The 17,800-nt window shown below is 69.1% G+C and carries 16 protein-coding genes and 1 tRNA gene; 9 read left to right on the top strand and 8 right to left on the bottom strand.

Translation table 11 applies throughout. The features are described from left to right. Positions 1-91: 91 nt before the first annotated feature. Positions 92-164 (top strand) — tRNA-Ala (locus IFT89_RS14045). A gap of 102 nt (positions 165-266) precedes the next feature. Here the strand turns inward: IFT89_RS14045 and IFT89_RS14040 are convergent. Then, positions 267-1,094 (bottom strand): aldo/keto reductase, encoded by an 828-nt coding sequence (locus IFT89_RS14040; RefSeq protein ID WP_137241817.1) that lies wholly within the window; start codon positions 1,092-1,094, stop codon positions 267-269. A gap of 162 nt (positions 1,095-1,256) precedes the next feature. Between IFT89_RS14040 and IFT89_RS14035 the strand changes: the two genes are divergently transcribed. Then, on the top strand, positions 1,257-2,747 hold the full coding sequence (locus tag IFT89_RS14035) for a DHA2 family efflux MFS transporter permease subunit (RefSeq protein ID WP_191940927.1): 1,491 nt from the start codon (positions 1,257-1,259) through the stop codon (positions 2,745-2,747). A 21-nt stretch (positions 2,748-2,768) separates the two neighbouring features. On the opposite strand, the gene IFT89_RS14030 is transcribed toward IFT89_RS14035, so the two are convergent. The 3 genes from IFT89_RS14030 to IFT89_RS14020 are packed head-to-tail and all read right to left on the bottom strand — an operon-like array spanning position 2,769 to position 5,769. After that, on the bottom strand, positions 2,769-3,929 hold the full coding sequence (locus IFT89_RS14030) for an FAD-dependent oxidoreductase (protein ID WP_202939274.1): 1,161 nt from the start codon (positions 3,927-3,929) through the stop codon (positions 2,769-2,771). Continuing rightward, positions 3,926-4,642, bottom strand: coding sequence for a methyltransferase domain-containing protein (locus IFT89_RS14025; RefSeq protein ID WP_202939273.1), 717 nt, complete (start codon positions 4,640-4,642; stop codon positions 3,926-3,928). Before IFT89_RS14025 ends, IFT89_RS14030 begins: the two co-directional genes overlap by 4 nt. Next, positions 4,642-5,769 (bottom strand): type III polyketide synthase, encoded by a 1,128-nt coding sequence (locus IFT89_RS14020; RefSeq protein WP_202939272.1) that lies wholly within the window; start codon positions 5,767-5,769, stop codon positions 4,642-4,644. The genes IFT89_RS14025 and IFT89_RS14020 overlap by 1 nt, the downstream gene beginning before the upstream one ends. Positions 5,770-5,824: 55 nt before the next feature. Here IFT89_RS14020 and IFT89_RS14015 point away from each other — a divergent pair, with 55 nt between their 5' ends. After that, complete coding sequence (locus IFT89_RS14015; protein ID WP_202939280.1) at positions 5,825-6,682, top strand: UbiA family prenyltransferase; 858 nt, start codon at positions 5,825-5,827, stop codon at positions 6,680-6,682. A 9-nt stretch (positions 6,683-6,691) separates the two neighbouring features. On the opposite strand, the gene IFT89_RS14010 is transcribed toward IFT89_RS14015, so the two are convergent. Beyond that, positions 6,692-7,861, bottom strand: a complete 1,170-nt coding sequence (locus IFT89_RS14010) for a lytic transglycosylase domain-containing protein (RefSeq protein WP_085510704.1) — start codon at positions 7,859-7,861, stop codon at positions 6,692-6,694. A 116-nt stretch (positions 7,862-7,977) separates the two neighbouring features. Between IFT89_RS14010 and IFT89_RS14005 the strand changes: the two genes are divergently transcribed. Both IFT89_RS14005 and IFT89_RS14000 read left to right on the top strand, forming a co-directional pair. Next, positions 7,978-9,150 carry a glycoside hydrolase family 3 N-terminal domain-containing protein gene (locus IFT89_RS14005; RefSeq protein WP_307783519.1) on the top strand — a complete coding sequence of 391 codons (1,173 nt, stop codon included), beginning with the start codon at positions 7,978-7,980 and terminating at the stop codon, positions 9,148-9,150. Between the two features lie 105 nt (positions 9,151-9,255). Continuing rightward, on the top strand, positions 9,256-9,810 hold the full coding sequence (locus tag IFT89_RS14000) for a YceI family protein (protein WP_079705738.1): 555 nt from the start codon (positions 9,256-9,258) through the stop codon (positions 9,808-9,810). A 62-nt stretch (positions 9,811-9,872) separates the two neighbouring features. Here IFT89_RS14000 and IFT89_RS13995 read toward each other — a convergent pair whose 3' ends face one another. From IFT89_RS13995 to IFT89_RS13985, 3 genes are all read right to left on the bottom strand, one after another. Beyond that, complete coding sequence (locus IFT89_RS13995; protein ID WP_124769200.1) at positions 9,873-10,913, bottom strand: FUSC family protein; 1,041 nt, start codon at positions 10,911-10,913, stop codon at positions 9,873-9,875. Between the two features lie 8 nt (positions 10,914-10,921). Further along, positions 10,922-11,887: an App1 family protein gene (locus IFT89_RS13990; protein WP_079706285.1), complete on the bottom strand. Its 966-nt coding sequence runs from the start codon at positions 11,885-11,887 to the stop codon at positions 10,922-10,924. 133 nt (positions 11,888-12,020) lie between these two features. Continuing rightward, entirely contained in the window at positions 12,021-12,701 is a 681-nt protein-coding gene (locus IFT89_RS13985; RefSeq protein WP_202939271.1) for a DedA family protein, read from the bottom strand. Between the two features lie 201 nt (positions 12,702-12,902). On the opposite strand from IFT89_RS13985, the gene IFT89_RS13980 reads away from it, so the two are divergent. From IFT89_RS13980 to IFT89_RS13965, 4 genes are all read left to right on the top strand, one after another. Further along, entirely contained in the window at positions 12,903-14,324 is a 1,422-nt protein-coding gene (locus IFT89_RS13980; RefSeq protein ID WP_079003899.1) for a cytochrome ubiquinol oxidase subunit I, read from the top strand. A gap of 9 nt (positions 14,325-14,333) precedes the next feature. Further along, positions 14,334-15,338, top strand: a complete 1,005-nt coding sequence (gene cydB / locus IFT89_RS13975) for a cytochrome d ubiquinol oxidase subunit II (protein ID WP_202939270.1) — start codon at positions 14,334-14,336, stop codon at positions 15,336-15,338. 9 nt (positions 15,339-15,347) lie between these two features. Continuing rightward, on the top strand, positions 15,348-17,054 hold the full coding sequence (gene cydD, locus IFT89_RS13970; RefSeq protein ID WP_202939269.1) for a thiol reductant ABC exporter subunit CydD: 1,707 nt from the start codon (positions 15,348-15,350) through the stop codon (positions 17,052-17,054). Continuing rightward, the coding region (locus tag IFT89_RS13965; RefSeq protein ID WP_244650734.1) for an ABC transporter transmembrane domain-containing protein at positions 17,047-17,800 on the top strand (754 nt) is incomplete at its 3' end. The genes cydD and IFT89_RS13965, both read left to right, overlap by 8 nt.

The following is a 17,800-nucleotide window of genomic DNA, read 5'->3' as shown; positions in this document are numbered from 1 at the left end:
GAGCACCGAAAGTGGTCACAACCGCTCTCAAGATGTAGTAACCTATTCAAGTTGCTTCCGCTGAAACAGCAGGGGCAAGCAAGTTGAATACGGGTCTGTGGCGCAGCTGGTAGCGCACCTGCATGGCATGCAGGGGGTCAGGGGTTCGAGTCCCCTCAGATCCACCCGAACACCGAGAAGTCCCCGTCAGCCGAACAGCTGACGGGGACTTCTGCGTTGGTACGACACTGTGTTGGTACGACTCTGGGTTGGGCGAGGCCCTGAGGTCAGTTCACCTCGTCGGGGTGGCTGCCGACGCGCTTGCCCGAGTCGAGGGCGTCGATGGACGCGATCTCGTCGGCGGACAGCTCGAAGCCGAAGACGTCGAAGTTCTGCGCGATGCGCTCGCGCGAGTTCGACTTCGGGAAGACGATGAGCCCGTTCTGCAGGTGCCACCGGATCACGACCTGCGCCGGCGTGACGCCGTGCGCCTCGGCTGCAGCGGAGACGGCCTGCTCGCCGAAGAGGTCGTACTTGCCCTGACCGAGCGGGCCCCAGGACTCGATGTGGATGCCGTGCTCGGCACCGAAGGCGCGCAGCTCACGCTGGGCGAACGCCGGGTGGAGTTCGATTTGGTTGACCGCAGGGACCGTCTCGGAACCGGCGATCAGCTTCTCGAGGTGCTCGACCTGGTGGTTCGACACGCCGATCGAACGCGCCTTGCCGGCCGCCTTGATCTCCTCGAGGGCGAGCCATGCTTCGAGGTAGTCGTCCTTGGCCGGGGTCGGCCAGTGGGTCAGGTACAGGTCGACGTGGTCGAGCCCGAGCTTGTCGAGGCTCTCGTCGATGGCGGTGTGCGCGGACGCCTTCTGGTGGCGGTCGTTCCAGAGCTTCGTGGTGATGAAGAGTTCGTCGCGGGGGATGCCCGACTTCGCGATGGCGGCGCCGACGCCCTCCTCGTTCTTGTAGATGGCCGCAGTGTCGATGTGGCGGTAGCCGACCTCGAGCGCGTCCGAGACGATGCGCTCAGCCTCCTGCGGGTCGACGAGGAAGACGCCGAAGCCGAGCTGAGGGATGGTGTGGCCGTCGTTCAGGGTGATGGTGGGAACTGTCATGTCCTCATGCTGGCACCGGAACCGTCCGTCCGGAACGGGTCTTCGCCCTGCGCGTAACCGGTCGACACGCATGGGAATACCAGCGGCGACATGACGCTTGTGTTTCGAGAGGGCAGGCGTCTGCCCGCACGACGGCCGAGGCCTGAGAAGGATGACACCGCTATGACGACTGAAACCGTGCCGAATCCGACCGGTTCCGTCCCGACGACCGGGAAGCCCTCGGACGACCGCCTTCCACCCGGGTCCAAGCTCCTGATCGGGCTGCTCCTCGTGTCGGCGTTCGTCGTCATCCTCAACGAGACGATCATGAGTGTCGCCCTGCCGCGGCTCATGGAGGACCTCGACATCACGGCGAGTTCCGCGCAGTGGCTGACCACCGGCTTCATGCTCACCATGGCCGTCGTGATCCCCGCGACCGGGTTCCTCCTGGAGCGGTTCTCCCTCCGGACGATGTTCATCACCGCGATGGTGCTGTTCAGCCTCGGTACGCTCATCGCCGCGCTGTCCCCGGGATTCGGCACCCTCCTGCTCGGTCGGGTCGTCCAGGCCAGCGGTACCGCCATCATGATGCCGCTGCTCATGACGACCGTGCTCAACGTCGTGCCGGTCTCGGCGCGCGGCCGGACGATGGGTGCGATCTCGATCGTCATCTCGGTCGCGCCGGCCGTCGGGCCGACCGTCTCCGGGCTCATCTTGAGCGTGCTCGACTGGCGCTGGATGTTCTGGATCGTCCTCCCCATCGCCGTCGCCTCGCTGGTCCTCGGCGCCATCCTCGTGCGGAACGTGACAGAGCCGCGTCGGGTCCGCTTCGACGTGCTGTCGCTCGTCCTCTCCGCCTTCGCGTTCGGTGGCCTCATCTTCGGGCTCAGCAGCATCGGCGAGTCCGCCGAGGGACACGCGCTCATGCCCGTCTGGATCCCGCTCGCGGTCGGTGTCCTCGCCCTGCTCGGCTTCGTCCTCCGCCAGCGCGCTCTCGCACGCGACGACCGGGCGTTCATGGACCTCCGCACCTTCGCGAACCGCTCGTTCTCCGTCTCGATCATCCTGGTCGCGATCGTCATGATGGCATTGTTCGGCTCCCTGATCATCCTGCCGATCTACCTGCAGACCGTGCTTCAGGTCGACACCCTGACCACCGGCCTCATGCTGCTGCCGGGCGGCCTGACGATGGCCGCTCTCGCGCCGCTGGTCGGGTCGCTGTTCGACCGGTTCGGTCCGCGTCCACTTGTGATCCCCGGGGCCTTCGCCGTGAGTGCTGCGCTCTGGCTGCTGACGATGCTCGGCGTCGACAGCGCCATCGTCATGATCATCGCCGTGCACGTGCTGCTGAGCGCCGGCCTCGCGTTCATGTTCACACCGCTCCTGACCTCGGCGCTCGGTTCGCTGCGGCCCGAGCTCTACCCGCACGGCAGCGCCATCGTCGGCACGGTCCAGCAACTGGCCGGAGCAGCGGGGACGGCGTTGTTCATCACGATGATGTCGACCACGGCAGCGGCTCGTGCGGCGGCCGGGAGTTCCGCGGTCGACGCGACGGCAGCCGGCGTGCAGGCTGCGTTCATGTGCGGCGCCGTGCTCTCGCTGCTCGCGATCGGTGCGTCGTTCCTCATCCGGCGAACGGACCAGGCTTCGGCGGGCGTGCACGTCGGTCACTGAAGCGCAGGACCTCGGACGGCGTCAGCGCAGCCAGCGCATCGTGTAGGCGTCGGCGAGGATCGGCATCGCGGGACCGTTGAGCGCGGTTCGCAGCGCGAGGTCCCGGATCCCGACGAGCGGGCCCGGCAACGGACGTCCCAAGCGCATGTTGAGCTCCGCCTGCCATGAGGCCCGACGGATCGCGCGCTGTTGGCGGGAGACGGCCGCGGCCACGTCGTGCTGTGTCGAGAGATGTCCGGTGGTCATGCGGGCGATCAGTGGCGCGAAGACCCGTGCGTCGGACCAGCCCAGGTTCATGCCCTGCCCGCCGATCGGGCTGATCTCGTGGGCGGCGTCGCCCAGATAGACGACCCGACCGTCGACGACGCGCTTCCGTCGTCGACGAAGCACGCCGAAGGCGCTGAGCATGGTGTTCGTCGCCGGATCCACGTCGTCGCCGGTGCGTTCGGCGACGAGGGACGCGAGGTCGGACGCGGTGGGCTCCGGGCGGGCGGGGTCCTGATCGACCGAGTACCCGGTGTGCACGACGTATCGTCGCACACCGTGGGGGAGCGGGAAGGACTCGACGACCCCTCGGTGGTGCAGGTGCACCCTGGCGATGGAACCTGCCCCACTCCGATCCGCGACGTCGCCCATGAGGTACCGGTCCCGGTACCGGTGCACGGGGCCTGGAGCCTGCATCCCGTCGACGGTGGCGCGTCCGCCTGCTGCGACGACCACGACGGCTGCGCGGGTTCTCACCGTTCCATCGGCGTCGTTCCCGGACACGAGGACACCGTCCTCGGCCGGAGTCAACCGCGTACAGCTCGTCCCCGTCCGGAGCGATCCCGGCGCGACGGCCTCGAGTCGAGCACGGAGGATCCGTTCGGTCCGCCATTGCTCGAGCGCGGCGACGTAGGGGTGCGGTACGGGCCGATCACGGAACACGACCGCCCCGAGGCGTCGTCCGGCGTTCCAGGCTTCGCCCTGGTCGATCCGGACCGCGTCGCGGCGGATCTCGTCGAGGACACCGAGCTGCTCGAACAGGTCGAGCGAGGGCGGGTGGATCCCGATCGCCCGGGTGCCGGAGGGGGAGTCCGACCGTCGTTCCCAGACGGTCACGTCGACGCCGGCCTGAGCGAGGAGGATCGCGGACACGAGGCCGACCGGTCCACCACCGATGACGAGCACCTCGGTGGTCATCGGCGGCCGTCCGCTGCCGACGGGACGATCTGTGAGAGCAGGAGTCGCATGGGGAACCGGCGCTCGACGATCCAGTCGTTCGGCACGACGCGCTGCAGCTCCTCCTGGCGATAGCTGCGACGGATCGAGCGGAGCCCGTCGACATGGAGGAAGGAGCGCCGTCGTCCTGCACGGGTGGCGAGACCGTAGACCGCGTACGCGAGTCGGTTGCGCTCGAGGTCGCTGTGCAGGGCGAGTCGTCTGGTGATCCGTGAACTGTCGGCGAGCAGGCTCGACAGGCCCGCGGGATCGAGGTGGTGGAGCACGTGGTTGGACAGGACGATGTCGGCCTCCTCGCCAGCGGCGACGAGGTCGCTGCTGTGCGCCGGACGGAAGGCGACGGGGCCATCGGGGTACCGGCGACGGGCGAAGGCCACGGACCGCTCGTCTGGATCGATCCCCACCACCTGCACGGGGAGGTGGTCGGCCCTCGCCCAGTCGGCGATGGCCACGGCGACATCGCCACCACCGAAGCCGATGTCGAGGATCGTCGTGGTCCGGGACGGGTGGAGGAGCGGACGGATGCGCGACCGGTACAGGCCACGCCAGCCCGAGACGAGCCGGTTCACCGTCGCGAACCTGGCGTAGGTGGCCTCCAGCAGCACGGGATCGCAGTCGGGATCGTCCATCAGTTCAGGAAGATCCGTCGCACGGCGGCCGAGGTCGGGCAGCATCAGGCTCGGCCGGCCCGGAGCCGGAGCAGCGCGCTCTCGATCGTCAGTCCCGGACCGAAGGCGAGGGCGCACACCCGTTCATCGGCGTCGGCCGGCGCGCCGTCGAGCAGGCGCTGGAGGATGAAGAGCACGGTCGCACTCGACATGTTGCCGTACTCGCGGAGCACCGTGCGTGACGGAGCCAGCAGTTCGTCGTCGAGCCCGAATCCGCGCTGGACCCGGTCGAGGATGCTCCGGCCACCGGGATGGATCGCCCAGCGGTCGATCGACGAGACCGGGGCGTCGTCGGCTGCGGCGAGGAGTGGGCGGAGGGCGATCTCGAGGTGCTCACCGATCAGCTTGGGGACCGCGCCGCTCAAGACCATCTCGAAGCCGTGATCACCGATGGTCCAGGCCATCTCCGTCTCGCCGTCCGGTACGAGCGCCGTGGACCAGCCGTCGAACTCGAGCACGGGCGCGGACGAACCGGTGTCGCGACCGGTGACGACGGCGGCGGCTGCACCGTCGGCGAAGACCGAGGACCCGAGGATCACGTCGGGGTCGTCGGAGGAACGGAGATGGATGGAGCAAAGCTCGATGCAGACCACGAGGACGACGGCGTCGGGGTCGGCTGTGCAGAACGCCTGTGCTGCGCGAAGGGCGGGGAACGCGGCGAAACACCCCTGGAACCCGAGGTGGTAGCGCTCCGTACCGGGATCGAGACCAAGGTCGCGCACGAGGAGGTACTCCGGCCCGGGCGCGAAGAACCCGGTGCAGGAGGCGGTCACGACGTGGGTGACGTCCGCTGCCGACAGACCGGGGGCTGCATCGAGTGCCCGCCGCGCGGCCTCCAGGAGCAGCGGGGGAGCGTGCTCGATGTAGGCGTCGTTCCGCACGCCGGTGGGCGGGGAGAGCACCTGCCGCTGCTCCGCGTCGTAGAAGGCGGCCGTGGTCGTCTCGACCTCGTGGTCGAAGGCGTCGATGACGGTGTGCCTGGTGTCGATCGCGGACGCGTCGAACGCGGCGCCGATGAGACGTTGGGCGAGACGGCTCCGCCCGGGTTGGTCGCGGAACACATCCCTGATCTCGTCTTGATGAAGGATGGTCTGAGGAACGGCCACGCCGATCGCCCTCACGGAGACGGTCATGCTGCAGTGTAGCGCCGTCACCCGGGTGTCACCCTAAGCTGAGGCGGTGTTCTCCATGGCCCGCCGTCTGTTCGCGTCCTCGCATCCCGGGCCGACCGTCGCGGTGACCGTGCTCGCCGTCGTGCTCGGATCGGCCGTCGGCCTGCCACCCCTCCGGACGGCCCTGCTCGCCGTGGTGGTGTTCGTCGGACAACTCTCGATCGGCTGGTCCAACGACTGGCTCGACGCCAGACGCGATCGTCGCTCGGGACGACAGGACAAGCCGGTCGCGCGCGGCGACCTCAGCGTCTCGGCAGTCCGGGCGGCGGCGCTGCTGGCCGGTGCGGCGAGCATTCCGCTCTCGGCATCACTCGGCTGGGCGTCGGCGGCCTCGCACCTGCTGTTCCTCGTCTGCGGATGGGCCTACAACCTGGGTCTCAAGGCGACGGCCTGGTCGGTGGTCCCGTTCATCGTGGGGTTCGGCGCACTGCCCGCGGTGGTCACCTTCGCTGCCGTCCCGCCGATCGTGCCGGCCGCGTGGACGCTCGCCGTCGGTGGTCTGTTCGGTGTGGCGATCCACTTCACGAACGCCCTGCCCGATCTCGAGGACGACCTGCGGACCGGCGTCCGCGGTCTGCCGCACCGGCTCGGCGCGCGGACCGCCGGTCGGACGGCCTTCGTCGCCCTCGGCGTCTCCGGCGTGGTCGCCGTCCTCGGACAGAGCGGGGTCTTCGTCGGCAGGCCGACCGCACCGCCGGTCGTCGGGGTGCTTGGCGCGGTCGGCGTCCTCGCGCTCGTCGTGTGGGGGCTCGTGCTCGTCGGAACCCGCGCGCCGGATCGGCTGCTCTTCCGACTCATCATCGGGGCCGCACTGCTCGTGACCGTGGTGCTGGCGGTGGCCGGGACGAACCTCGGTGTCGCCGACGTCGGGTGAGACGGGGCGTCAGTACCAGTTGGTCGCTTCGGAGTGCGCCCATGCGCCGCAGGGGGAGCCGTAGCGGCTGTCGATGTAGTTCAGGCCCCAGTTGATCTGCGTCGCTGCGTTGGTCCGCCAGTCGTCGCCGGAGCTCGCCATCTTGCTCCCCGGCAGGGACTGCGGGATGCCGTAGGCGCCGCTGGACTCGTTGTAGGCGTTGACGCGCCAGCTCGACTCCCGGGTCCAGAGCTGCAGCAGGCACTGGAACTCTCCGCTACCCCAGCCGTAGGCGCCGATCGCGGACTGTGCGTACGCCTTCGCTCCGGCCGGGTCGGCCGCGAGGTCCGGCGGCGGAGCGCTCGTGGAGCCCTCGCCACCGGTCGCCTCGTTGCGTCGCTGCTCTTCTGCGGCGATCGCCTCCTGGCTCTGCGCGTAGGCCTGTTCGACCGCCGCGGTGGTGTTCTTGAGGACGGCGAGCTGCTGGTACAACCGGTCGCGGTTGGCCTGCTGCTCGGCGACCGCCGCATCGGCGGCGTCGCTCGCGGACTGCGCCGTCTCGTAGCTGGCGTCCGCCGCCTCCGAGAGTCGCTGACGTTCGGTCTCGGCCGCAGTCGCCTGCTCGGCGAGCGCGGTCGCCGTGTTGCTCGCGGCGGTCGCGGACGCGAGGTCTTGAGCCGAGGTCTCGCTCAGCTTGCTGATCGCGCTGAGCTTGGAGAGGAGGTCGTCGTCGGCCGCGCCGGAGAGGACGAGGGAGAGCGTCGGGTCGACACCGCCGGTGCGGGTCATCTGGGCGATGACCGCTCCGGCCTGACGCTTGCTCGATGCCGCTGCCGAAGCTGCTGCGGTCGCCTGCGCACTGATCGTGTCGGCGACGGCGGCCTGCGCGTCGAACGCCGCCTTGGCCTCACCGGCCGCCGCCCCCTGGCGGACGGCTTCGTCGCCGAGCCGGGCGGATTCGTCGCGCAGTCCGTCGAGGAGGGACACGATCCGGTCGGCTTCGGCCTGCGCGGTCGATTCGTTCGCCTTGGCCGCCTGGACGTCGTCCCAGCTCGGGTAGTCGGCGGTCCGGAACGAGGTGGGGGTCACGGCGGCCGCCGGGCTTGCGACCGACACCGCGATGACGAGCGCGGCGCCGAGGGCGGCGGCTCGCGAGACACCCCTCGAGCGGGGCGAGAGGGCTGTCAGCGGCTTGCGCATGCGTCCATCCTGGCGGTCACCCACGCAAGTGTAGCCGCCGATGTCACATTCGTCACTCCTGCCACACCGGGAGCGACGTCCAGCCTGCGTGGAAGATCCGAGCCTAGAGTGGGCCGGTGCAGCTGGGACGACGAGGGTTTCTCGCAATCGGCGCCTCGACGGCGGCGGGTGCCGTCCTCGGCCTGTCCGGGTGCACGGGGCCCGGATCCCCGAAGCCGTCGAGCCGTCCCACCAGCACGACTCCGGCTGTCGCCGACCAGCGTGCGGCCGCTGAACTCGCCGCGATGACCCTCGAGCAGCGGATCGCATCCATGTTGATGCTCCATGCCCCGGGCACCGACCCGGGCACGCTCCGGGCGTTCGTCGAGCGGTATCAGCCGGGCGGGTTCATCATCATGGGCGACAACGTGCCGGGTCTCGCGGGGCTGCCCGCGGTGACGAGCGCCCTCAGCCCCGACCCGACCATGCCGCTGCTCATCGGCATCGACCAGGAGGGCGGCGATGTCCGGCGCATCGACGAGGACGTCTTCGCCGCTGCCGACACCCTGAAGTCGCAACCGGCCGCTGCGAGCGAGGAGGCGTTCCGCCAACGCGCTGTGATGCTCGCCGGTGCCGGCTGCACCGTGAACTTCGGCATCGTCGCGGACGAGACCGCCGATCCGAGCTCCTTCATCTACGACCGTGCCCTCGGGACGACGCCGGACGCCTCGGCGGAGCGGGTTGCCGCGGCCGTCCGTGGTGAGCGGGGTGCGGTGCTCAGCACGCTGAAACACTTCCCCGGCCATGGCCAGGCGCCGGGAGACTCGCACTCGACGGTCCCGACGACCGCCATCGGTGCCGCGGACTGGGCTGCGACCGATGCCCTGCCGTTCGTCGCCGGTATCGACGCCGGGGCCGAGGTCGTGATGTTCGGCCATCTGGTCTACTCGGCGGTCGACGCCGTACCGGCGACGCTGTCGGCGGCCTGGCACGAGCGCCTCCGGAACGACCTCGGCTTCACCGGTGTCACGATCACCGACGACATGCTCATGCTGCAGCACACGGGTCTGCCGGAGTACCAGAATCCCTCGGAGAACGCGATCCGCGCCGTGGCCGCCGGCAACACGATGCTGCTCTACGTCCTCGGGGCGGAGCCGTCGTCGACCGGTGTCGATCCGGCCGTGCTCGTCGCCGACATCGCCGCCGCGGTCAGGTCCGGGAGGATTCCGGAGTCGACGGTCGCCGACGCGGCGCACCGACTGCTGCGCGTCCGGCTCGGCCTGCCGTCGCTTCGGCCGATGTCGCGCTGATGTCGGTGAGGAGAATTTCTCGGGGATGCGGGAATAGCTCCCAGGTCCGTGCGTTTGAATAGAACGTGGCGCGAGCGCGCCGCACATCGACGCAAGGAGTACCGCATGACCGACACCCTGACGATTCCCGGCTACAAGGTTGGCACCTGGGAGGTCGACGCCACGCACAGCGAGGTCGGCTTCAGCATCCGCCACATCATGGTCTCGAAGGTCAAGGGCAAGTTCGAGCGCTTCAACGCGACGTTCGTCACGCCGGAGAACCCCCTCGAGACGAAGATCACCGCGTCCGCCGAGGTCGCATCGATCAACACGAACCAGGCCGACCGCGACGGTCACCTCCGCACCGGCGACTTCTTCGACGCCGAGACCTACCCGACGATCGACTTCGTCTCGACCGGCGCCCGCGCCAAGGGCGACGACTTCCTGGTGGACGGCGACCTCACGATCAAGGGCGTGACCAAGCCCGTCACCTTCACCGTCGAGTTCGGCGGCTTCGCGACCGACCCCTACGGCAACTACAAGTTCGGCGCCACGGCGACCACCAAGATCAACCGCGAGGACTTCGGCCTCACCTACAACGCGGCGCTCGAGACCGGCGGCGTGCTGCTCGGCAACGACGTCACGATCACCATCGAACTGCAGGCCGCGCACCAGGCGTAGCCCCAGGACGTCGAAGGGCCGGTGGAGCATCGCTCCACCGGCCCTTCGTGTATCCGGCCGGCTCAGGTCGGCTCGCCGACGATCTCGTCGCGCACGCGACGGAGGTCCTCCATGAGTGATCCGATGAGGATCCAGTGCTGGGGGTGCGGGCGGGCGATCACGAGGGGAGCGGTCAGCGCCGGGATCTCCGCGGTCTCGGTCGGCGGCTCGTCGGACGCGGCACGACCGTTCACCAGCAGCCTGAGATCGTGGGCCGCCCGCGTCAGTTCGACGGCGATGTCCGCCACCGTCGGCTCCTCATGCAGGGTCGGGTCGTCGTGATCGTGCACCGAGCGCGCCATGCCCAGCGTCCTCGTGACGACCGGCTCCAGTCGACGCAGCAGCAGGCGCTGACGGTCGAGCTCGTCACGGTGCCTCGATCGACGAGGGTTGAGCAGCAGGCTGTCATCGCCTTCCTTCACCGCGGCGATCGCCCGGTCTCGCAGGGGCTTCAACGCCCGGGCCTCCTGGAGCAGCGCCACGAGCTCCGCGTCCGTGTTCGCACGCGTGAGTGAGGTGGCGAGATGGTCCAGGGTGTCGGCGCACGCGAGCGCGAGGGTGGTCACCGCCTCCTTCGCGGGAGCGAGGAGGACCGGTGCGACGAGGACGACGTTGACGAGGAGTCCGATGCCCGCGCCGAGCACGGTCTCGACGATCCGCGCGACCGCGTAGTCCGGGGTCGCAGCGCCGATCGACAGCACCAGCATCGCGCTGATCGGGATCTGGTTGGCGGATCCGGGCCCGAGGCGGAGGACCCATCCGAGCAGGATGGAGATGACGATGGCCAGGAGCACGATCCAGGCGGAGTGTCCGAAGACGATCCCGATGGCCGTCGCGAGGATGACGCCCGTGATGACCCCGAGGCTGCGCTCGAGCGCCTTCCCGAACGACTGGTTGACGCTCGGCTGCACCACGAGGATCGCCGCGATGGCGGCGAAGACCGGGAGCTGGCCCGGGATGATCGTGATCGCGACGATCCAGGACGCGACGGCGGCCAGCGCCGTCTTCAGCACCTGGAGCAGGGGCAGCCGCGATCTGATGCGCAGGACGGGGACGACGGACATCGGTGCCGTCAGAGCTTGTCGTGGAGCTGGTCGAGCAGTTCTGCGCCGTTCCCCGCGTAGACCCAGGGGGCGCCCTCGTGCTGGGCACCGACCTTCGAGCGCCCACCGGCGAGGACCGCCTCACCGGGGGAGAGCTGACGGATCGCCACGGCGGCGACGCGGTCGGGGTGGCGTTCCTCGAAGCTCCGGTAGAGGGCTTCGTCGTGCTGTCCGTCGTCGCCGACGAGCAGCCACCGCAGACGCGGGAAGTCCTCGGCGAACCGGTCGAGGTTGTTGCGCTTGTGCTCGCGACCGCTGCGGAAGAACCGGTCGTGCGTCGGGCCCCAGTCGGTGAGGAGGAGGGCGCCAGCGGGGTAGAGGTTGCGGGAGAGGAACCGGGTCAGCGTCGGGGCGACGTTCCAGGCGCCGGTGGAGAGGTAGATGATCGGGGAGCCTGGGTGTTCGCGGGCCGTGCGCTCGAGGAAGACCGCCATGCCGGGCACCGGTGTCCTGGCGTGCTCGTCGAGGACGAAGGTGTTCCAGGCCGCGACGAGTGGGCGGGGGAGCGCCGTCACCATCACCGTGTCGTCGATGTCGGACACGATGCCGAACTCGATGTCGTCGGCGACGATGAAGACCGGCGCTTCGACCGGGTCGCTGCCCTCCGAACTCAGGCGGAGGGTGTGCCAGCCGGGGGTGAGTGACACCTGGACCACCGCGTCGACCACTCCGCCCCGGTCGCCCGTGACCGTGTGACGCTGTCCGTCGACCTCCACCTCGACCGTCGGGTCGGCGATGCTCAGCGCGAAGAAGCTCTTCCAGCCGCGCACCTTCTGCTGCGGTTGGACGGTGGTCTTGCCCGGTTCCGCCAGGACGACCCTGGCCAGGACACGGATCCAGGACGTCGATCCGTAGCCGGTGAAGGGGATGACCGCCGCCTCGCGTCCGTGCCGCCTCGCACGACGCTGGCGGCGCAACTGGACGGCGTCCTCCATCCGTGCGGCGAAGTGCCGGATCTGCTCGGCGGCGTCGGAGGAGGCCGTTGGACGATCGTCGGATGCCTTCACGCGTTCAGTCTGTCATGCCGGTGCGTCCGGCCCGCCGTCTCGCGGCGATGACGGTCGTCTGCTACTGGGGCGTCGAGCCGTCGTCGGGTGGTGTCGCGTCCTCCTGGGCGAGCATGTGTCGCTCCTCGCTCCGCTGGAGGAGGCGCTTCACGACGAGGACCACGACGGCGAAGACGACGATGATGCCGACGAAGACGTAGCCCGCCCAATGGAGGCGGTCCGACAGCTCGCGATAGCTGCCCGCGGCCAGTGCTCCGACGGAGACGTAGGCCGAGGACCAGATGATGCAGGCGGGCAGTGTCCAGGAGATGAAGCGTCGGTAGCTCATCGTGCTCATGCCGACCGTGAGGGGGATCAGCGAGTGCAGGACCGGGAGGAACCGCGAGATGAAGACGGCGATGCCACCCCGCCGGTCGAGATAGCGCTCGGCACGTGCCCAGTGCCGCTCGCCGATGCGGCGGCCGAGTCTGCTGGCACGGATGCGCGGGCCGAACCAGCGGCCGAGCGCGAACCCGACGGACTCACCGATGAGCGCGCCGGTGATGACGACGAGGATCATCGAGATCCACTGGACGGGTCCGACGACGGCGGTGCTGGCGACGATGACGACGGTGTCGCCCGGGATGACGAGGCCGACGAGGACCGAGGTCTCGAGCATGATGCCGACGCCGGCGAGGATCGTGCGCGTCACGGGGTCGACGCTCTGCACCAGGTCGAGGAGCCAGCCGAGCACGTCGTTCACGGATCGAAGCCTAGTGCGGCAGGTGTGGGACGGGCTCCGAAACCCCTGTTAGGACACCCTTGGATGTGTGGTCTGACCACAGGCGCGAATTCGGGTACGATTGGTGTCGACGACATGGATCGAAGCCACGGGGATGACCACCCCGATCGGGCCGCACCTGCGCCGCCTTCCCTGGATGCCGCGAAAGATGGAGTGTTCATCGTGAACGACCTACTCGACCCGCTACTGCTGTCCCGCTGGCAGTTCGGCCTCACCACCGTCTACCACTTCATCTTCGTGCCGCTGACCATCGGCATGGCCGTGACGGTCGCCGGGTTCCAGACCGCCTGGGTCCGGACCGGCAAGCTGCACTACCTGCAGCTCACGCGGTTCTTCGGGAAGATCTTCCTCATCAACTTCGCCATGGGCGTCGTGACGGGCATCGTCCAGGAGTTCCAGTTCGGCATGAACTGGTCCACCTACTCCAGGTTCGTCGGCGACGTCTTCGGCGCACCGCTGGCACTCGAGGGCCTGCTCGCGTTCTTCCTCGAGGCGACGTTCATCGGACTCTGGATCTTCGGCTGGGACAAGCTGTCACCGAAGCTCCACCTCGCCACCATCTGGATCGTGGCACTCGGCACCGTGCTGTCGGCCTACTTCATCATCGCGGCGAACGCCTTCATGCAGAACCCGGTCGCCTTCCGGATCAACGAGGAGCGAGGCCGCGCCGAGCTCACGAACATCTGGGAGCTGCTGACCAACAAGGTCGCCCTGGCCGCCTTCCCGCACACGATCTTCGCGTGCTTCATGGTCTCCGCAGCCGTCATCATCACTGCTGCCGCCTGGCACCTCGCCCGGGGCCAGCACGTCGAGGCGATGCGCCCGGCGCTCAAGGTCGGTGCGTGGAGCATGCTCCTCGCGGGTGGCGCCACCATGCTCGCCGGCGACCAGCTCAGCCTCGCCATGGTCGAGACCCAGCCGATGAAGATGGCGGCTGCGGAGGCGATGTACAACACGGCGAGCGGTGCCGACGCCTCCTTCTCGATCTTCACCCTCGGCACGCCCGACGGCGTCCACGAGCTCTTCTCGATCCGTATCCCGTACCTCCTGTCGTTCCTCTCGACCCACACCTTCGACGGCACGGTGGAGGGCATCAACGACCTGCAGGCGCAGTACACCCAGCTCTATGGTCCGGGCGACTACTCGCCCGTCATCTGGGTCACCTACTGGGCGTTCCGCTGGATGATCGGCCTCGGCCTCGCCTCGATGCTCGTCGCGGCAGCCGGTCTCTGGTTCACCCGCAAGGGCCGCGAGCCGAAGCGCTGGATGTGGCGCGTCGCGGTCTGGGCGGTCCCGATGCCGTTCCTCGCCATGACCATGGGCTGGGTCTTCACCGAGATGGGCCGCCAGCCGTGGATCGTCTTCAGCCTGTTGAAGACGGAGGACGCGGTCTCGCCGAACACCACCGGCCTCGACGTCCTGATCTCGTTGATCGCCTTCACCGTCGTCTACGGATCGCTGCTCGTCGTCGAGTTCGGTCTCCTGAAGAAGACGATCAAGGCCGGGCCCGACCCGATCGAGCTGTCCGAACCCGACGAGGACGGCGTGCAGAAGCCCGCCGCCCCCGCGACCACGGTCTACTAGGAGCACATCATGGACCTCACGATTCTCTGGTTCTGGATCATCGCCGCACTGTTCGTCGGCTACTTCGTCCTGGACGGCTTCGACTTCGGCGTCGGCATGACGATCCCCTTCCTCGGGAAGGACGAGACCGACCGCCGGATGCTCATCAACACCATCGGGCCGGTCTGGGACCTCAACGAGACCTGGCTGATCGTCGCCGGTGCGAGCCTCTTCGCCGCCTTCCCCGAGTGGTACGCGACCCTGTTCAGCGGCTTCTACCTCCCGCTGCTGTTCATCCTCCTTGCGCTCATCATCAGAGGGGTGTCGTTCGAGTACCGGCACCAGCGGCCGGAAGCCTCCTGGAAACGGCGCTTCGACCTCATGATCATCGTGGGCTCGGCCCTGCCGGCCTTCCTCTGGGGCGTCGCCTTCGCGAACATCGTCCAGGGCGTCCCGCTCGATGCCGACCACAACTTCACCGGTACGCTCTTCACCCTGCTCAACCCGTACGGCATCCTCGGCGGTCTCACGACGCTCGTGCTCTTCTTCGCCCACGGAGCCGTGTTCGCCTCGCTGAAGACCGAGGGCGACATCCGCGAGCGCGCTCGCCGCCTCGCGGGCCGCGCCGGGCTCGTCGCCATCCTGCTCGCCGCGTCGTTCCTCGGGTGGACCGTCCTGGCGCACTTCTCGCTCCCGGTGTTGATCCTCGCGGCCATCGCAGCGGTCTCGCTCATCAGCGCCTGGTTCGCGAACAGCCGTGGGCTGGAAGGCCGTGCGTTCGCGCTCATGGCCGTGACCGTCGCCGCGGCCGTGCTCACCCTGTTCACCGCGCTCTTCCCAGCGGTGATGCCGGCGAGCAATGACCCGGCGAACAGCCTGACGATCGCGAACGCCTCCTCGACGGAGTACACCCTCACGGTGATGTCGTGGACCGCCCTGATCTTCCTGCCGCTGATCCTCGCCTACCAGGGATGGACGTACTGGGTGTTCCGCAAGCGCATCACGCGGAAACACATCGAAGCCGCCGCGCACTAACCTGTCATCGTGCGCCCCCTCGATCCGCGACTGCTCCGCTATGCCCGCGGAGCCCGGTCGGTCCTCGGACTCGGCGCGGTCATCGCGCTCGTCCAGACCGCCTGCACGCTCGGGTTCGCCTGGTTCGTGGCCCAGCTCGTGTCCCGGTCGATCGCGGGGGATCCGGTCGAGGAGCTCCTGCCGTCGCTCTGGCTGCTGATCGGCATCGTGGTGCTGCGTGCCGGGACCGTCCTGGCATCCGACTCGGTGAACGCCCGTGGCTCCGCGATCGTCCGCAGTCAGTTGCGGCGGGCCCTCGCGGGCGCGTTCGAGACGCTCGGGCCGGGTTGGGTCTCGCGTCGGAGCTCCGCCGCCCTGACGACCGTGGCGGGCCGCGGGCTCGACGCCCTGGACGCGTACTTCGGTCGCTATGTCCCGCAGCTCATCCTCACGGCGATCGCCATGCCGATCATCGCGGCGGTGATCTTCATCCAGGACCCACTCAGCGGCATCACGGTGATCGTGACACTCCCGCTCATCCCCGTCTTCATGATCCTCATCGGATTCGCGACCCAGGCGGTGCAGCGGCGCCAGTGGGAGACCCTGGCCCATCTGTCGCGCGGGTTCCTCGAGCTCGTCGCGGGCATGGCGACCCTCAAGCTGTTCGGTCGGCAGCACCGGCAGGTGCAGCGGATCCGAACCGTCACCGAGGAGTACCGCGTCGAGACCATGAAGGTCCTGCGGTTCTCGTTCGTGAGCGGCTTCGCCCTCGAACTGCTGTCGAGTCTCGCCGTCGCCGTGGTCGCGGTCGGCATCGGCCTCCGGCTCCTCGACGGCTCGCTCCTCCTCGGAACGGGGCTCTTCGTCCTGATCCTGGCCCCGGAGGCCTTCCTGCCACTGCGGAACGTCGGCGCGAACTACCACGCTGCCGCGGAGGGGGTCACCGCCGCCGACGAGGTCTTCGAGATCCTCGACGAAGCGAAGGCCGTGCGCGAATCGCCGTCGGCTCCTGATCAGGTCGGCGATTCGGCAACGGTCGGCGACTCCGTTCGCCGGACGTCTGGCCTGGTGCTCGACGGTCTCGGCGTGCAATACGACGAGCTGCGGGTGTTGGACGACCTCGACGCGACGTTCCCGGCCGGCGTGGTGACGGCTGTCGTCGGCGCCAGCGGAGCCGGGAAGACGAGCATGGCGTCGGCGATCCTCGGATTCGTGGACGCCACCGGATCGATCCTGCACGACGGAGGAGGCATGTCGCCCACGCCTGGTGGACGACGCTGGCTGTCGTGGGCGCCGCAGCGTCCGGTCCTCATCGCGGGGACGGTCGGCAGCAACGTCGCGCTGGGCGATGACGCACCCGACGAGGCGCTCATCGTCGAGGCGTTGTCGGCACTCGGGCTGTCCGCGCTACCGCTCGGACACCCCATCGGCGCGGTCGGCGACGGCGTGAGCGGTGGGCAGGCGCAACGGATCGCGATCGCGAGGGCCCTCTACCGGCTGCGGCGCACCCCGGCGGATGCCGGAACGCCGGTGCTGCTGCTCGACGAACCGAGTTCGGCGCTCGACGCCGCTTCCGAGGCGCTCGTCATCGACGCTGCGCGCGACGCCGCTCGGGCCGGGGCGGCCGTCATCGTCATCACCCATCGACCGTCGATCGTCGAACACGCGGATGCCGTGCTCGAGATCCGCGTGCGGTCGGAACGCGTCCAGGACGACGAGGTGATGCTCCATGGATGAGCGCGTCCGACAGATCATCCGACTGGCGCAGCCGCCGGCGCGCCGCTTCGTCCCTGGACTCCTGGCCGGGATCCTCTCCGCGGGGGCCGCCGTCGCCCTCCTCGCTTCGAGCGCGTTCCTCATCACGAAGGCCGCCGAGCAGCCCTCGATCGTCGAGCTGGGTGTCGCCGTCGTCGGGGTGCGCGCGTTCGCGCTGGCCCGGGCGTCCTTCCGGTACCTCGAACGCCTCCTCAGCCACGATGCTGCATTCCGTCAATTGGCGCAGCTGCGCGCCGGCATGATCGAACGCGTCATCCCGGTGGCTCCCGACGGACTGCAGCTGACCGGCCGGGGCGACCTCCTCACCCGCCTGGTGACCGATGTGGACGAGCTGCAGAACGTGCCGTTGCGGGTCGTTCAACCACTGGTGGTGTCGGGTGTCGTCGCCGGAGCCTCCGTCATCCTCACGACCGCGCTGCTCCCGGCCGCCGGGATCGCGCTCGCGGTCTGCCTCATCGCGGCGTTCCTCGTCTCGTGGTTGCTCGTGAGTCGGGTGGCGGCGCGCGCCGAACGCGAACTCGCGCCGCTGCGCGGTGCGCTGTCGGAAGCCCTGCTCGAGCTCGTGACCGGTCTCGACGTGCTGACCGCTTACGGCGCGGTCGACGCCGCGCGGGCACGGATCGAACATGCCGACGCGGCACTCACGCGCGCGATGGTGCGGCGGGCCGCGGGCGCCGGGGTTGCCGGCGCCGTCCTCTCCCTGGCTT

This window comes from Plantibacter sp. CFBP 13570, assembly GCF_014841395.1.
Classification (GTDB): Bacteria; Actinomycetota; Actinomycetes; order Actinomycetales; family Microbacteriaceae; genus Plantibacter; species Plantibacter auratus.
Note: the sequence above shows the minus strand (reverse complement) of the source record. Positions and strands in the feature narration are given on the sequence as shown.

Coding starts and splice junctions, on each gene's coding strand:
- IFT89_RS14020 (WP_202939272.1), bottom strand. CDS start 5,769: ATGACCGTCTCCGTGAGGGCGATCGGCGTGGCCGTTCCTCAGACCATC.
- IFT89_RS14000 (WP_079705738.1), top strand. CDS start 9,256: ATGACCGACACCCTGACGATTCCCGGCTACAAGGTTGGCACCTGGGAG.
- cydB (WP_202939270.1), top strand. CDS start 14,334: ATGGACCTCACGATTCTCTGGTTCTGGATCATCGCCGCACTGTTCGTC.
- IFT89_RS14010 (WP_085510704.1), bottom strand. CDS start 7,861: ATGCGCAAGCCGCTGACAGCCCTCTCGCCCCGCTCGAGGGGTGTCTCG.
- IFT89_RS14025 (WP_202939273.1), bottom strand. CDS start 4,642: ATGCTGCCCGACCTCGGCCGCCGTGCGACGGATCTTCCTGAACTGATG.
- IFT89_RS13995 (WP_124769200.1), bottom strand. CDS start 10,913: ATGTCCGTCGTCCCCGTCCTGCGCATCAGATCGCGGCTGCCCCTGCTC.
- IFT89_RS14015 (WP_202939280.1), top strand. CDS start 5,825: ATGGCCCGCCGTCTGTTCGCGTCCTCGCATCCCGGGCCGACCGTCGCG.
- IFT89_RS13990 (WP_079706285.1), bottom strand. CDS start 11,887: ATGGAGGACGCCGTCCAGTTGCGCCGCCAGCGTCGTGCGAGGCGGCAC.
- IFT89_RS14040 (WP_137241817.1), bottom strand. CDS start 1,094: ATGACAGTTCCCACCATCACCCTGAACGACGGCCACACCATCCCTCAG.
- IFT89_RS14035 (WP_191940927.1), top strand. CDS start 1,257: ATGACGACTGAAACCGTGCCGAATCCGACCGGTTCCGTCCCGACGACC.
- IFT89_RS14030 (WP_202939274.1), bottom strand. CDS start 3,929: ATGACCACCGAGGTGCTCGTCATCGGTGGTGGACCGGTCGGCCTCGTG.